This window comes from Bifidobacterium criceti, from assembly GCF_002286935.1.
GTDB classification, from domain to species: domain Bacteria; phylum Actinomycetota; class Actinomycetes; order Actinomycetales; family Bifidobacteriaceae; genus Bifidobacterium; species Bifidobacterium criceti.
In genome coordinates this window covers 1-15083 of the sequence record NZ_MVOH01000019.1, presented here as the reverse complement: position 1 = coordinate 15083, position 15083 = coordinate 1, and the positions used below count along the sequence as shown (strand labels likewise).

Here is a 15083-nt window from a genome sequence, read left to right as displayed (position 1 = left end):
AATCCTGAGGAGGCCTGCCCATAGTACGAGAGGACCTGGGTGGACGAACCTCTGGTATGCCGGTTGTCGCGCCAGCGGCACGGCCGGTTGGCTACGTTCGGGAGGGATAACCGCTGAAAGCATCTAAGCGGGAAGCCCGCTCCAAGATAAGGATTCCTGGCCACCCTGGAGGTGGCGTGAGACCCCACACGAGAACATGTGGTCGATAGACCGGACGTGGAAGCCGCGCGAGCGGTGGAGCCGACCGGCACTAACGGTCGAACACGACCAACACCGGCACCACGGTTGGAACCAACACGATCGGGACACACGACCGATCGGAACACACACAAGACAAGCATCAACACGAACCTGCGCGAACACACGACACCGCAACACGAACACGCACGCGTCCACCATCCGGTCCCCAAACAACCACCCCGGACCCCATCCCATACGGGAAGGGGCACGGGCACACGAACAGAACTGAAGACTTGCGGCGGCCATGGCCCAGGGGAGACGCCCGGACCCATTCCGAACCCGGAAGCTAAGACCTGGCACGGCGATGGTACTGCACCCGACAGGATGTGGGAGAGTAGCACGCCGCCGCACCAACACGTAGACGAAAGCCCCGGCACCACCAGACAGTGGCCCGGGGCTTTCCGCATACCAGACCCCGGCACACCGGACCGCGGGAAGGCCACGCGCCCCGGCACGCCACCGTCGCGCCCCCGCACGGATCGCGCCACCGCACGACACTCGCACCACCCCCCGTCGCGCGCCACCACAAACCACGGCACCCCACGACACAGACAGGCACCGGAACGTCGCGCGCCACCGCAACCCATGGCATCGTACGACATTGGCGCCTATTGCAACGTCGGGCGTCACCTCAGACCACACCCGCGCACAACGCGCGCCCCGCGCATCGCGACGCACACGGGACCTACAATGGAACATGACAGCATCCGTTTTTCGTCGCGGCATGCCGCGGTCGCCACTGAATCTGAATCGGGGAATGATGGGCAGACGTGTGACGCTCAAGGAGGTCGCGAAGGAGGCGGACGTATCTCCGGCGACCGTTTCGCTCGTCCTCAACAACAAACCGTCGCGCATCGCGAAGGACACCCAACAGCGCATCCGTGACATCGCGCGCCGCCTCAACTATGTCGTTAACGAGAACGCGCGCGGTCTTGTCACGAACGAGACGCGGCTCATCGCGCTCATCGTCCCGGATATCGAGAACATGTTCTTCGCCGCGTTGGCGCGCAATCTCGAGGACGAATGCCAGGAAGCAGGCTACGCGCTCTTCCTGTCGAATTCGAACGACAACCGCGCGCACGAAAGCGCGATGATGACGAACTATCTCGCGCGCGACATCGATGGGATGTTCCTCATTCCCTCACTGGAAACGTACAACCATGCGCATGAGCTCAATGTGCAGATCGCGGACGCGCACTGTCCGGTGACGATCATCGACCGTCTCGTCACGTCCCATGTGTGCGATGGTGTCGGTTTTGACAATGTCCAAGGTGGGCGGCTCGCGGCGAAACGCCTCCTTGAGGCGCGGCACAGGCGTTTCGTATGTATTTCCGGACAGCCGCACGATGCGAATTCGAACAACCGTGTCTGCGGGTTCGTTGATGTGTTGCACGGACATGGGATTGACGATGACGACATCCTGCTGCTCAGTGGTGACTACCGCTACGATGGCGGCTACGGCCTTGCCGCGCGCGTCGTCGAATTCGGCGCGACGGGCCTGTTCTGCTGCAACGATCTGATGGCGATGGGCGTACTCGAACGCTTTGGTGAGATGGGCGTCGACGTGCCGCATGATATATCGGTCGTCGGGTACGACAACATCATGAGACGTTTCGGTATGCTGTCGAATCTGACGACGGTCGAACAGGACGTCCACAAACTCGCCGTGCGCAGCTGGGAGACCCTCTACCGCCGCATCCGCAGGCATGGCACGGGCAAGGAGTGCGCGCGTGCGGATTGGGTCACGCTCCTCGAACCGCGTCTCGTCGAAGGTGCGACGGTCGCGGTGCGGCGGTGACGATGTAGCGACGCGCATGTTTTCTTCCGGTGGCATAACCTGACGTCGTATCGTATGATGAAACCATCACCGTGATAAAACGTTTTATCACAGTGAACCACAGTGATTGAGGAAAGGATCCCATCGATGGAGATGGGAAGGAAAAAGGAAGAAGGACGGGCCATGAAGAAGCTCATTCTTGATCTCGACACCGGCGTCGACGATGCGCTTGCGATCTCCTACGCACTCGGCAGCCCCGAAATCGAACTCATCGGCATAACCGGCACGTACGGCAATGTGCTGATGGAGCAGGGCGTGCGCAACGCGCTCGCGATCACGGATCTGCTCGGTCATCCCGAAGTGCCGGTGTACAGGGGACTGCCGCATGCGAGCACGAAGGATGCGTTCGAAGTGCTCCCGGTCTCCGCGTTCATCCACGGCGAGAACGGCATCGGCGACGCCGTCATCCCCGATTCGGACCGCGACGCGGAAAGCGAACCGGCCGTCGATTTCATCATCGACGCCGTCAAGACCTACGGTGACGACCTCGTCTATGTGCCGACGGGGCCGCAGACGAACATCGCCGCCGCGTTCAGGAAGGCTCCCGAGATCGCCGACGAACTCGGCAGGATCGTGTTCATGGGCGGTGCGCTCACGGCGCCGGGCAACGTGAACGCGTGGACCGAGGCGAACATCTCGCAGGACCCGGACGCCGCCGACTATGTGTTCCGCCATACGAAGGACGCGACGATGATCGGCCTCGATGTGACGCTCCAGACGCTGCTCACCTATAAGGAGACGCAGACGTGGCGCGACCTCGGCAACGCCGCGGGCACGTTCCTCGCCGACATGACCGATTTCTACATCAAGGCGTACGAGACGACCGCGCCGCACCTCGGCGGTTGCGGACTACATGATCCGCTCGCCGTCGGTGTCGCCGTCGACCCGACGCTCGTCACGATCCATCCGATCAATATGAAGGTCGACGTCGAAGGCGCGACGCGCGGCCGCACGATCGGCGACGAAGAACGCCTCAACGATCCGCACAAGACGATGGGCGTCGCGCTCGGCGTCGACGTCCCGCGTTTCCTTGACGAATTCATGACACGCATCACGAACGTCGCACGCGCCGCCGCGTGAACGTCCGCGACCGTCGCGGAGATATGGATATATCCACGACAATACCTATAGATATCAATACACATACAAAAATATATAAGGACTTATCATGAGTGCTGCAACTGACAATGTCGTCACGCAGGACGATATGGACCCGGAAGTCCAGAACAAGATGGCGGTCCACGCCCTCATCCTGCTGCTCATCACGTTCATCCTCGGCACCTTGTGCCTGCAAGGTTTCAATCTCGTGTTCACGAACATCGGCGAGGACGTCGGCGCGCCCGACCAGGCCGCGCTCATCACGAGCCTGCCAAGCATCGTGCTCGGCATCGTCTGCTTCATCTACGGTTCGCTCGGCGATTTCGTCTCGCTCAAGAAGCTCATCGTCTTCGGGCTCGTCACATTGTTCGTCGGGTCACTGTTCGGGTTCATCGCGAACTTCTTCTTCACGAAGAACCTGTGGACCGTCATCATCGCACGCATCCTGCAGACCGCGGGCGAACAGGTCTCCGGATCCGTCTACCTCGTCATCGCGACGAAGTACCTCAAGAAGGAGCTCAAAGTCATCTTCTTCGGCCTGTTCACGGCCGGGTACCAGATCTCGGCGGCGATCGGCGTGTTCGCCGCGGGTCTGCTCACGTCGATCGCGTGGCAGTACCTGTTCCTCATCCCCTCCGTCACGATTGTGTTCCTGCCGTTCCTGCTGCATCTGCTGCCGAACCGCCGCGGTGGTTCGCAGCACGTCGATTGGATCGGTTTCGCGATCTTCGGTCTTGCGTCCGCGTTCCTCTCGCTGTTCTTCTCGTACAACAAGTGGTGGATGCTTGGCGTGTGCGCCGCGCTCTTTGTGATCTTCGCCGTGTACATCAACAAGGCCGATGATCCGTTCATCACACCCGCGTTCTTCCGCAACACCCGTTGGCTCGCGGCGATCATGCTCATCGTGCTGTTCTATTTCACGAACTACTGTGTCTCGCCGATCTTCAACAGCATGGGCGCGACGCTCTACGGCATGGATGTGGCGACCGTCTCGCAGTACATCGTCTGGGCGTTCATCGTCGCCGCCATCTTCGGCACGACGTCCGGATGGATCGTCGGCAAGATCGGACGGACTCCGGCGATTGTGCTCGCGTCGCTCTTCATGATGTGCGGATTCGTTGGTTCCGCGTTGTGCATCAACACGAACTTCGCGGTGCTCACCGTGTTCGCGTGCGTCTTCTATGCGGGATGCGGACTCATGTATTCCCCCGTCGTCTCGACTGTGCTCGATACGCTTCCCGTTGACGAATCCGGACGTGGTGTCGGCATGAACGACCTCGTCATGAATGTGACCGCGTCGATCGGCATCGCGATCTTCGGCGCGCAGCTCGGCACGACGACCCTCGGCGGCGGTTCGCTCATCGGCGCGACGGGACACGCGGCGGTCTACTCGAACCTGCTGCTCATCGCGGCGGGCGTCGTCGCCCTCGGCCTCATCTGGTTCCTCGTCTTCCACAAGAAGGTCTATGCGGGCGAAAGCGCCCAGCAGGAGAAGACCGTCGACGAACCTGAGGAAGTCGAAGAGGTCCTCGAACCCGCGAAGTAAGGACGGTGCGCCGCCCGCGTACCGGCGGGCGGCGCCCATTTGGCGACGTATGCAACGAAGCAAGGAAGAAGGATCATCATGGACACCGCACAGACGCTTGATCTCCTCGCGCGCATCGACGGCACGGTATCGGTCGTCGGATCGATGAACGCCGACTACACGGTGACGACCGCACGGCTGCCGGGGCCGGGGGAGACGGTCACGGGCGGCCCCCTTGAAGTGCTCCCCGGAGGCAAATCCGGCAACCAGGCCGCCGCGGCCGCGAAACTCGGCGCGACCGTGCATATGTTCGGCGCGGTGGGCTCCGACACGAACGCCGATTTCCTGCTCGGAAAGCTCGCCGACGCTGGCGTCGATACCGGTGGTGTGCGCAGGGTGCCCGGCCCGAGCGGCACGACCGTCATCACCGTCGATGCGTCCGGGGAGAACACGATCGTCTATTCGCCCGGTTCGAACGCGGACGTCAGCGTCGACTACGTCGTATCGCAGCGTGACCTGCTCACGGCGTCGTCGGTGCTTGGGTTGTGCCTCGAAAGCCCGCTTGAGACGGTCACGGCGTGCGCGAGGATGTGCCACGACGCCGGCGTGCGGGTGCTCGTCAACGATTCGCCGTTCATCCCGGACCTTCCCGCCGAACTCATCGCGAACGCCGACATCCTGCTCGTCAACGAACACGAACTCGCGCAGCTGCTCGGCGTCGACGAACCCGAGGATGACGACTGGGATGGTTTCGACTGGTCTGACGCAATGCGCAGGCTGCAGGGCATCGGATTCATGCAGGCGATCGTCACGTTGGGCGGCGATGGTTCCGTCGTGCTCGACGCACATGCGCAGACGCCCGTCACACGCATCCAGCCGGTGCATGTGCACGCCATCGACACGACCGGCTGCGGCGACGCGTTCATGGGCACCGTGCTCGCGGCGCTCGCATCCGGCATGCCGCTCGACGACGCGGCGCGCATCGCGTCGTATGTCTCCGCGTATGCGGCGACCGGCCGCGGCGCGCAGGCATCCTATGGCACAGCCGAACAAGTGTGCGCGATGTTCGCGTCATCTCACTGAACCGATGGTTGATCGGATGCGCTGAAAAGCGGACAAGGGTGGATATATGGCGGCGGCGGTTCCCGGAATCGGGAACCGCCGCCGTGTTCCACATGGAACATGCTCACGCGTAGATGTTGCGTGTGCGCATGTCCTCGGGGAGTCCATTGAGCAGATTCGAGACGGAACGCGACTCGAAGACCGAACGGATGCCGGCCGCGAGGAGCGGCGCCGCCGAGAGCACCGTCATGTTCGGCAGACGCTTTTCTTCGGGAATCGGCACCGTGTCCATCAACACGATCTCCTTCGCGCCGCTTTCGCGCAGACGGTCGACGGCCGGTCCCGACAGCAGTCCGTGCGTCGCGACGAGCGTGACCGATTTCGCGCCGTGCTCGTGGAGTGTGCGGACGGCTTCGCAGATCGTGCCCGCCGTATCGATCATGTCGTCGACGACGACGCAGTCACGTCCTTCGACATTGCCGATGATGCCGTGGGCGACCGCGTGGTTCGGACGTGTCGTGTCACGTGTCTTGTGGATGAACGCGAGCGGCAGGCCGCCGAGTTTCGCGGCCCACTGTTCGGAGACCTTGATGCGGCCCGCGTCAGGGGAGACGATCGTCGTGTTGTCGAGCGGCAGACGGCTGCGCATGTAGTCGAGCAGGACCGGCATCGCCGTCAGATGGTCGACGGGGCCGTTGAAGAAGCCCTGCTCCTGGGCGGCGTGCAGGTCGACCGTCATGACGCGGTCGGCGCCGGCCGCCTGCAGCAACGTGAACATGAGTTTCGCCGTGATCGGCTCGCGGCCCAGATGCTTCTTGTCCTGGCGCGAATAGCCGAAGAACGGCGCGACGACGGTGATCGACCGCGCCGACGCGCGCTTCGCGGCGTCGATCATGATGAGCTGTTCCATGATCCATTTGTTGATCGGCTGCGTATGCGCCTGCATGATGAAGACGTCCGCGCCGCGGACCGGTTCGGCGAAGCGCACGTACATCTCGCCGTTGGCGAAGTCATAGGCCGTCGTCGGCAGTACCTCGGTGCCAAGGTAATGGGCGGTCTCCTCGGCCTGTTCCGGGTAGGCGCGGCCGGTGACGAGTGCGAGACGTTTATCGGGTATGCCTTCGAGAACTGCAGACATGGTTCGCCTTTCAACATGCGTGGGATGGCCGTGATTCGAGCACGACCAATATATCAACGCGGCTGTATGTGCGCTTGGCTCCGTCCGGTGTGCGGAAGCGGCCAAGCGGCGGCGTGCGAGGCCTCGCACGGCGAAACGCGCGAAGGGTGACGTTCGGTGCGCCCGCATATGCACGCCGGGCGTGTCCCCCTTGGCGGCTATGCTGTGAAAGTTGCTCTGGGACGTCAAGGCGCATCCGTGCGACGGCACGTCATGGGCACAACGCATACACACTCCTGTCACGGAAGGTCCGTGGCCGAAAGTCCGAAGGAGGTGGGTGATGTCTGCGCATAAGTACGAAATGATGTTCATTGCCGATCCTGAACTGGATGAGAACGGTCTGAAGAAGCTGACTGATCAGCACATGGAGATCGTCACCAAGGAAGGCGGTTCCGTCGAGAACATCGATATCTGGGGACGCCGCAAGCTCGCTTACGAGATCGATGGCAAGAGCGAGGGCAACTACGTCGTCGTGACGTACAGCTGCGAGCCGCATGTCAGCGACGAGCTCGACCGTGTCATGAACCTGAACGAAGCCATCGTTCGCACGAAGATCATCCGTAAGTAATTTCGTTGTAGGCATTCGCAAGGATAGGCAGGCAAGACATGGCAGGTGAGACCATCATCACGATCACGGGCAATCTGACCCGCGATCCGGAATTGCGTACCGTCGGCAGTGGTTCGACGGTCGTCAACTTCACCATCGCTTCGTCGACGCGTACGTTCAACCGGAACACGAACCAGTGGGAGGACGGCGATACGCTGTTCATGAACTGCTCGGCGTGGGATTCGGCACGCAGCTCGCTTGCGTCGAACATCGCGAACACACTGTCCAAGGGCATGTCCGTCATCGCTCAGGGCCGTCTCACACAGCGCTCGTATCAGGCGCAGGACGGCACGCAGCGCACCGTCGTCGAACTGCGCGTCGAGGACATCGGTCCTTCGCTGCGCCGTGCGACCGCACAGGTCCAGCGTCAGTCGGCGAGCTCCGGATTCGTCGGCAACCAGCAGGGCGGCTACAACAACGCCCCCGCCGGCAACGCGAACCGTGGAGGCTATCAGGGCGGAGCCGCCTACAATGGCGGCGCGAACTACGGTGCACAGCAGAACGCGCCGCAGCAGCAGGCTCCGGCGACCGACCCGTGGGGCGAGGCCTCGCAGTCGTCGTCCTCGAGCTTCGGCAGCTTCGGCACGAACGAATTCGGCGGCAACGGCGACGAGGACGATTTCTGATCCCCGCCCCGCGCCCGCACGCGAATACCCAACATCACATCATTTCATTTGTAAGGAGACCATAGATGTCACGCAAGAGGCCGCAGCCGCCGGTGAAGCCGTTCAAGAAGAAGCCGAACCCGCTCAAGGCTGCCAAGGTTACCGAGATCGATTACAAGGACGTCGCGCTGCTGCGCAAGTTCATCTCCGATCGCGGCAAGATCCGTTCCCGTCGTATCACCGGCGTCACCGTGCAGGAGCAGCGTGAAATCGCGAAGGCGATCAAGAACGCCCGCGAGATGGCCCTGCTGCCGTACGCCACGAACGGCCGCTGAGTCCTGAGGAGGAATTGAAGATGGCTACCACCAAGGTGATTCTCAAGAAGTCCGTCAACAATCTGGGCCACGCAGGCGACATCGTCGAGGTCAAGCTCGGCTACGCCCGCAACTACCTGATCCCGCAGGGCCTCGCCTTCGCATGGTCGAAGGGTGCCGCCGCGCAGGCCGAAGCGATGAAGCGTGCACGCCTCGCGAAGGCTGTCGCGACGCGTGAAGGTGCCGTTGAGGCCAAGGGTCTCATCGAAGGCATCGCGGTCGAGATTCCGGCGAAGGTTTCCGAATCCGGCAAGCTCTTCGGCGGCATCTCGAACGAGCAGATCGCGAAGGCGCTCTCCGACAAGGTCGCGGTCGATCCGAAGTCGATCACCGTCGAATCCATCAAGACGACCGGTGAGTTCCCGGCGACCGTCGCCCTGCACCCGGAGATCACGGCGAACTTCTTCGTGAAGGTCGTCGCCGAGTGACCGCCGGTTCCCGCTGAGGGAACCACCGCAGACCGTTGATTACCGTCTGAGCTTAAGCATGGGGAAGGCCCCGCGGCCTATGGCCGCGGGGCCTTCCCGCATATGGGCGGCTCAGTCGTCGTTCTCGTCGAGTTCGATCGTGACTTTGTCGCCGTCGACGTTGAAGGTCCCGGACATCGACGACATCGTCGTCTCGCCGTCCTCCGGTTCCCAACCGTCCGAGTTCTTCTCCTCGTACGTGTACTTGACTTCCTCGCCGTATTCGGTCTCGAACGTGCCGTAGTCGGTGTCCACGTCCACCTCCGGATAGTCGCTTATCGACCATGTGAAGTTGCGGAAGTTCTTCTTGTCACCGTACGTGTACACGCTGAACGGGCAGCCTTTCGGAGAGAAATCGGTCGATTTCGCGCATTCGTCGAGCTTCGCGTTGACCTTCTGCTGGATCGCGTCGGTCAACGCATCGGTCGCTTCGACGGTGAGCGTCGCGCTTTGGCTGGACGCCGAGTCCTCGCCATTCGCGATGATCTCCGCGTTCTTCGACGTCAGATACTTCGATTTGCCCGCCGACACGGTGTAGGTGCCCGGGTACACGGTGAACGACCATGTGTTGTCGGTCGAGCTTTTCGTGTTCTTCTCGTTGACTTCGACGCCGTTGACGGCGAGCGCGGTGACCGACTTCGGCTTCGCGACCGTGATCGTCGTCGTCATCGGCTCGGCGACGCCCCATTCGGTGAAGACGAGCGCCTTGCTGCCGCGTTTGATCATTTTGAGGTCGCGCGTCGTCTCCTTGCCGTCGATCGTGTACGAGATGGTGACGGTCTTCGCATTGCCGTTCGCCTTCTCCTTGATGACCTGCGCGTTCGAGATGCGCCCATCCTTCGGGGCGGCCTTGTTCGACATGAGCGCCATCTGGTCGTGCTTGACCTGTGGCTTCGCGATGCCGTTCGCGCCGTCGAAGTCACCCGATTCGATCGCGGCGATGTAGCGCTTCGCCGTCGCTGACGCGCTGTATGTCGTCGAGTTGAGGACCGAGAAGACAATCGACAGGACGATGACGAGGCCGACGGCGACGCCGCCGATGATGAGCCACATCTTCGTCTTCTTGGACATCGGGTGCTTCGCCACCGCCACTGCCGGTGCGGCGACCGCCGGGGCGATGCCGGGCGTCTGGGGGCCTGCGGGCATGCCGGGCTGCGGCACGGCGAACGCTTCGGTCGCATAGCCGGTCGCGGTGCCGTTCGGTGTCGTCATCGTGACCGATTCCGTCACGACGACCTCGTTCGGATCATGGCGCGTCGTACGCAGGCCGGGGCGCACGGTGCCACCGACGAGGATGGGCCATATGCCGGGGAGTGACTGGATGACGGTGGGGCCAAGCAGACGGCCAAGCGCCTCGATGATGAACGACCACAGCGCGGCGATGAGGCAGAACCACAGCGCGGGAACTATTCGGGTCGAGACGGAGGCGGCCGACGACTGGAACGCCATGAACAGATACGGCGTGGCGAGCCAGAACGCAAGCCAGAAGACCGGTGCCTGCCACGAGTACTTCCAATCGGCGTAATAGGGGTCGTAGGCGTTGCGCGCGGCGGCGCGAAGCGCGACGTAGCACGCGCACAGCAGATACAGCACGAATGAGATCCACAACATCCAGCTCTCGTTGTAGACGGGCATCGATCCGGAACCGAACACCGAGAGTGACACCGTTTGCGAACCCAACCCCATTTCCAGCGCACCGAACGAGCCAAGGACGACGCTGTACGCGCTGACCGCGGGCAGCGCAAGTGGCAGGAATGCCCACACCGAAGGCGTCGAGGCGTCGGACCCGGTCCTTGAGGTGAGGACGATCAGGAAGATGAGCGCGATGACCGTCGACACGACGATATAGCAGGCCGCCGATTCGACGATTGTACGGCGGAAACCGCGGACGCGATGCGCCCACGTCCATGCGGCCGTGAACACATTCGACTCGTCGGCGGTCGTATCGGCAAGGAAATAGCCGATGAGCGCGCCGGCGGTCGCGAGCAGGAACGCCATCGCGAACGTGCGGAACGTCGCTCCGGACACCGTGAAGAATCCGTCATCAGCGGCATAGTTGTAGCGCATGATCGCCGCAAGCAGCAGCACGACGAGTCCGGAGACGACGCCGACGGCGAACGAACTGACGACGCCGACCCAACGGAAGCGAACCGCGGCCTTGCGTGCCATCATGAACGCGCCGAACGCGCATCCGATGAGAAGCGCGTAGCCGATCCAGGACAGCGGCAGCGAAATCTGGCCGGTCGCGAGTGTGGAATCGGCGTCGCCGACCGTGATGGCCGTCGCACCGGCGACACCGTTCGCGAGGAAGATGCCAAGGCGGTGGAAGAAATCGAGCTCCATCTCATCGCTGTCGATGCCGATGGTGCTGATCGCGGACTGCGTCGAGCCCCATGCGATGAGCATGCCGAGCAGCGACATGACGAGTGTCGCGGCGATGCCGATGCCGACGGACGTGCCGAATGCGCCGAGCTGTTGCGGCGTGATCTGCACGGGTGCCTTCGGCGTCGCCGGCTGCGGCGCCGGGGCCGCAGCCGCTGGCGCGCCGGGAACCGGTGGCACGGTCGGCGCGGCCGGGGCCGCTGGCATCGCCGACGTGGGTTGTGGGATCGTCGGTGCAACGCCCGGGGCCGGCGCTGCCGGTGCTGCATATGGTGGGAGCGCCGTCATCGGCTGCGGTGCCGGGGTGGACGCTGACGGATACGCCGGTGCGGGCGGCGCGGGGGATGGCGGGGGGACGGTGGCCTGTGCCTGCTGCTGGCTCACCGGCGTCCCACATGACGGGCAGAACTGTGCGCCATTGGGCACATCCGCGCCGCATTGTGGACAATGCATGGGAATATTCTCCTTCTCTTTTCGACAGAAAATACAACAAATCTGCACGTTCGAGTATATCCATCCATCATGGACGCGGACATTGCCCATGAAGGATGCGCATATATGCGTATTATTTGATATCGAACGAAGCAAGGAACGGGGCGCGGCCCCGGGGAGGACGGTACCGATCCGATGCGAGGGGACGGGCCGAGGAAGGGAAGCGAACGACGATGCAATGTCCACAATGTCATGCGTATATCGATGGTTCCGAGGAATTCTGCGGGAATTGCGGCGCGAAACTGCAGCCGCAAACAGCGGCCGATGCGACGCGCGTCGCGGGGACGGCGCCGGTGCCGCAGGAGGCGCCCACGATCCCACCGGCTCCGTCATCGACGCAGACATCCACGCTGCCGCCACTGCCTGCGTATGCGGTGCCGGATGGGCAGCCGACATACGATCCATCGATGTATGAGGAGACGATTACCCCGGCAGGCGTCATGAACGCGGACGCCCCCGCTCCCAGTACGGTGCCGGCCTCACCCTCGACCGTGCAGACGGGCGCCGTGCCGCCCCCGCTGACGCCGCCAAGCAGCGGTGGTGCAGACGACAACGGCGGCAAACCGCCGAAATCGAACCGCGGTCTCCTCATCACCCTCATCGTGCTCGTCGTCATCATGCTCGCGGCGATCGGCTTCTGGTGGTGGCAGTCGACGCACAAGAACGATGAGGCGTCAGCGTCGGCATCGGCGTCGCAGCAGGAGACGACGGCGTCAGATGATTCGGGGGATGCGTCGGACGACGCGGATGCGAACGACAACGACAACGACAAAGACAAAGACGACAAAGACAAGGACAAGACGGCGAAGTGCAAGGCGACGCCCGACGTCGACGTCGACGACCTGACCGCGCACGGCACGTCGCTCGTCGCGACGCTTGATCTCTCCGCGAAGTCGTGTGAATCGGGCACGTACGCGGAGCCGAACATCAAAGTCACCGTGAAGAACGACGATGGCGACGTCATCGCGTCCGCGATCTACGACTTCGCGAAGCAACCAATCACGTTCGAGGACGGCGAAGCGCACGTCGACATCGCGTTCGATTCACGTCAGCACTGGCAGCCCGCCGACGAGATCACGTCCCCGACGAACGCGAAGGTCATTTGGCAGACCGGGGCAAAAGCGGAAGGCAAGCCGGCGGCCGACGTCGACGGTGCGCTCGGCGGCGCGTCGATCGATACGGTCGACAACGAACGCTACGCGCAGCTCGCGCTCAAGCGGCAGCTCGACGACGACTCATCGTCGGCGAATACGTTCTATTCGGACTACACGACGCAGCTGTCGAGCAAGAAATACAACATGAACGTCAACGGCAAGGTCTGGAAATACACGGATATCTACGAGCAGTTCCTCAAACTGCACTACAAGCATCCGAACGCGATCCTCATTTGGGCGTCCGACTACTACAACTACACGAAGCACGGCCATGCGGCGGATTACTACGTGATCCTGTCGGGGGAGGAATTCGCGTCCGCCGACGACGCATCCGCCTGGTGTCCGGCGAACGGCTACGCGGCTGAGGATTGCGTCGCCGTCGACCTTGAATGACGGCACGTTGCGCATGCGCGGCGGTGTCTCGTACCGGATAGCCGATGTCTGCTACGAGACACCGCCGCGCGCATATCGGGGAAGTTCGTGGGCGGCGGAAGGGCGGCGAGTGGATACGCCGGAACGCAGGATATGAAATGTGAAGAAATTGTGAAGATGCCGATATGTTGTTGTGGGGATCTGGGGATTCGATGATGGGTCATCCATGGGGAAAAGGTCATGGAGCATCGTCGAAAACGTTGGAATATGGGGATTGTGCAAAAACGACACGCCGAAGCTTGCGCGAACGCGAAAACTGAGTATATTTATCTCTCGGTTCACAAACCAACGCCCCTTTAGCTCAGTTGGTTAGAGCAGCTGACTCTTAATCAGCGTGTCCAGGGTTCGAATCCCTGAGGGGGCACCAGCGGAAGCCTCGGCCTTGATTGGTCGGGGCTTTTCCCGTATAGTGACCGCCGTTGCAGAACCTGATTGCGCTGGCGGTGCCCGGGGCCGATTGTGGTTCGGTCATCGGCATCGCCGTGAGCGAAAAGTGTCGTTTGCGGCGCCCGATACGATATGTGCGGGTGCGTACGGCATCCGATGACACGGTCGGATGAAGATGAAGCGATGTAGAAAGGAGGAGCACCGCGATGCATGACCAATGGGAATCGACGATAGTCGCCCTGGACAGGCTCATGACGGAAGTGGAGAACGCCGCGACGGCGTCCGCGTTCGAACAACAGTGAATGGACGCCATCGTCGGCGCGGCGCAGTCCGCGGACCATATGATGGCGTATGACGAAGCTCGACCGGCAATCGTTCCGGCGAGTTGATTGTTTCCTGCACACGATGGTGTGTGCGGTACGGCGACTACTGAGGCGCGTATGGGGACATTGCGCGGCGTCGTCGCCAATCAGGGCATATAGGAACTAAAGTTATTGATTTAGACTTTCATTCGGTTGCGTTTGGGTAGCGTGTGCTGGCGTGGAATTCGTTCCAGTCGATGCCGGTTCCGAGTGTTGGCTGGGTCATGTCGGGCTCGTTGTCTTGGTCTGTACGTGGTTTGCTCTGCCGGTCGTGTTGCTTGAGGATGCGGGCGGGGTCGGGTTTGGCGCTGTTCATGTAGCAGTGCCATTCGCAGGCGCGGCGCATGTGCGCCTCGGGCAGGCCGCGGTGGTTGACGAGCATGCGCTTGAGCGCGGCGTTGAGCCCTCCCTCGAGGCGGTTGCTGTCGCGTGGCACGGGGCCCTGCGCGGTCAGTGTGGGGTCGAGGAAACAAAAGAGCGTGCCGTCTTTGAAGAGGCGTTCAAGCCTGAAATAGGCGCGGCGCAATGGCAGGTGGGTCCACCACCATCCGCTTGTGCTCGTGGCGGCCCTGGGATCGTCGGGATGGTCCTTGGCGTACGTGCGTTCGGCCAGCATGCCTTTCCAGCGTTCGTGCCACGCGTTGAGCGCCTGGCCCCACCTGGCGGCCGTGTCGGCGTCGTGGATGCGGGTGAGCGTGTCGGCGAGGCGTTTGAGATCCCTCCCGGCCTGCAGTCTGGGTCTGGAGGTCAGATCGGCCCTGGTGTCGCGTTGCACGTGGACCAGGCAGCGTTGGATGCGCGTGCCCGGCCAGATTTGCGCGCAGGCTTTGAGGATGCCTTTCATGCCGTCGCATACGAGCACGTCGGGCGGGGCGAGCTGTG

General features: G+C 62.5%; 12 protein-coding genes, 1 tRNA gene and 2 rRNA genes. 12 read left to right on the top strand and 3 right to left on the bottom strand.

Translation table 11 applies throughout. The features are described 5' to 3' along the window. The 6 genes from B1526_RS08445 to B1526_RS08420 form a co-directional block, all read left to right on the top strand. Positions 1-274, top strand: a 23S ribosomal RNA gene (locus tag B1526_RS08445); the annotation flags it as partial. Positions 275-474: 200 nt separating this feature from the next. After that, positions 475-591 (top strand): 5S ribosomal RNA (gene rrf, locus B1526_RS08440). Positions 592-997: 406 nt separating this feature from the next. Further along, positions 998-2038 carry a LacI family DNA-binding transcriptional regulator gene (locus tag B1526_RS08435; protein ID WP_235607121.1) on the top strand — a complete coding sequence of 347 codons (1041 nt, stop codon included), beginning with the start codon at positions 998-1000 and terminating at the stop codon, positions 2036-2038. 162 nt (positions 2039-2200) lie between these two features. Further along, the gene (locus B1526_RS08430) at positions 2201-3157 is read left to right on the top strand and encodes a nucleoside hydrolase (RefSeq protein ID WP_095615621.1); all 957 of its coding nucleotides are present in this window, start codon (positions 2201-2203) and stop codon (positions 3155-3157) included. An 88-nt stretch (positions 3158-3245) separates the two neighbouring features. Continuing rightward, complete coding sequence (locus tag B1526_RS08425) at positions 3246-4721, top strand: MFS transporter (protein ID WP_095615620.1); 1476 nt, start codon at positions 3246-3248, stop codon at positions 4719-4721. A gap of 78 nt (positions 4722-4799) precedes the next feature. Next, positions 4800-5783, top strand: coding sequence for a ribokinase (locus tag B1526_RS08420; protein ID WP_095615619.1), 984 nt, complete (start codon positions 4800-4802; stop codon positions 5781-5783). A 103-nt stretch (positions 5784-5886) separates the two neighbouring features. On the opposite strand, the gene B1526_RS08415 is transcribed toward B1526_RS08420, so the two are convergent. Continuing rightward, positions 5887-6900: a ribose-phosphate diphosphokinase gene (locus B1526_RS08415; protein WP_095615618.1), complete on the bottom strand. Its 1014-nt coding sequence runs from the start codon at positions 6898-6900 to the stop codon at positions 5887-5889. 319 nt (positions 6901-7219) lie between these two features. On the opposite strand from B1526_RS08415, the gene rpsF reads away from it, so the two are divergent. The 4 genes from rpsF to rplI all read left to right on the top strand — a co-directional run bounded on the left by rpsF (position 7220) and on the right by rplI (position 8953). Beyond that, on the top strand, positions 7220-7507 hold the full coding sequence (gene rpsF / locus B1526_RS08410) for a 30S ribosomal protein S6 (RefSeq protein WP_095615617.1): 288 nt from the start codon (positions 7220-7222) through the stop codon (positions 7505-7507). Between the two features lie 38 nt (positions 7508-7545). After that, positions 7546-8172 (top strand): single-stranded DNA-binding protein, encoded by a 627-nt coding sequence (locus B1526_RS08405; protein WP_095615616.1) that lies wholly within the window; start codon positions 7546-7548, stop codon positions 8170-8172. A gap of 65 nt (positions 8173-8237) precedes the next feature. Continuing rightward, positions 8238-8486 (top strand): 30S ribosomal protein S18, encoded by a 249-nt coding sequence (gene rpsR, locus B1526_RS08400; protein WP_095615615.1) that lies wholly within the window; start codon positions 8238-8240, stop codon positions 8484-8486. A 20-nt stretch (positions 8487-8506) separates the two neighbouring features. Beyond that, the gene (gene rplI / locus B1526_RS08395; RefSeq protein WP_095615614.1) at positions 8507-8953 is read left to right on the top strand and encodes a 50S ribosomal protein L9; all 447 of its coding nucleotides are present in this window, start codon (positions 8507-8509) and stop codon (positions 8951-8953) included. Positions 8954-9064: 111 nt separating this feature from the next. Here rplI and B1526_RS08390 read toward each other — a convergent pair whose 3' ends face one another. Then, positions 9065-11827 (bottom strand): zinc ribbon domain-containing protein, encoded by a 2763-nt coding sequence (locus tag B1526_RS08390; RefSeq protein ID WP_162287965.1) that lies wholly within the window; start codon positions 11825-11827, stop codon positions 9065-9067. Between the two features lie 212 nt (positions 11828-12039). Here B1526_RS08390 and B1526_RS08385 point away from each other — a divergent pair, with 212 nt between their 5' ends. Beyond that, entirely contained in the window at positions 12040-13413 is a 1374-nt protein-coding gene (locus B1526_RS08385) for a zinc ribbon domain-containing protein (protein ID WP_162287964.1), read from the top strand. A gap of 329 nt (positions 13414-13742) precedes the next feature. After that, positions 13743-13819: transfer RNA gene (locus B1526_RS08380), tRNA-Lys, on the top strand. A gap of 527 nt (positions 13820-14346) precedes the next feature. On the opposite strand, the gene B1526_RS08375 is transcribed toward B1526_RS08380, so the two are convergent. After that, a partial coding sequence (locus tag B1526_RS08375; protein WP_095615611.1) for a transposase occupies positions 14347-15083 on the bottom strand: 737 nt, incomplete at its 5' end.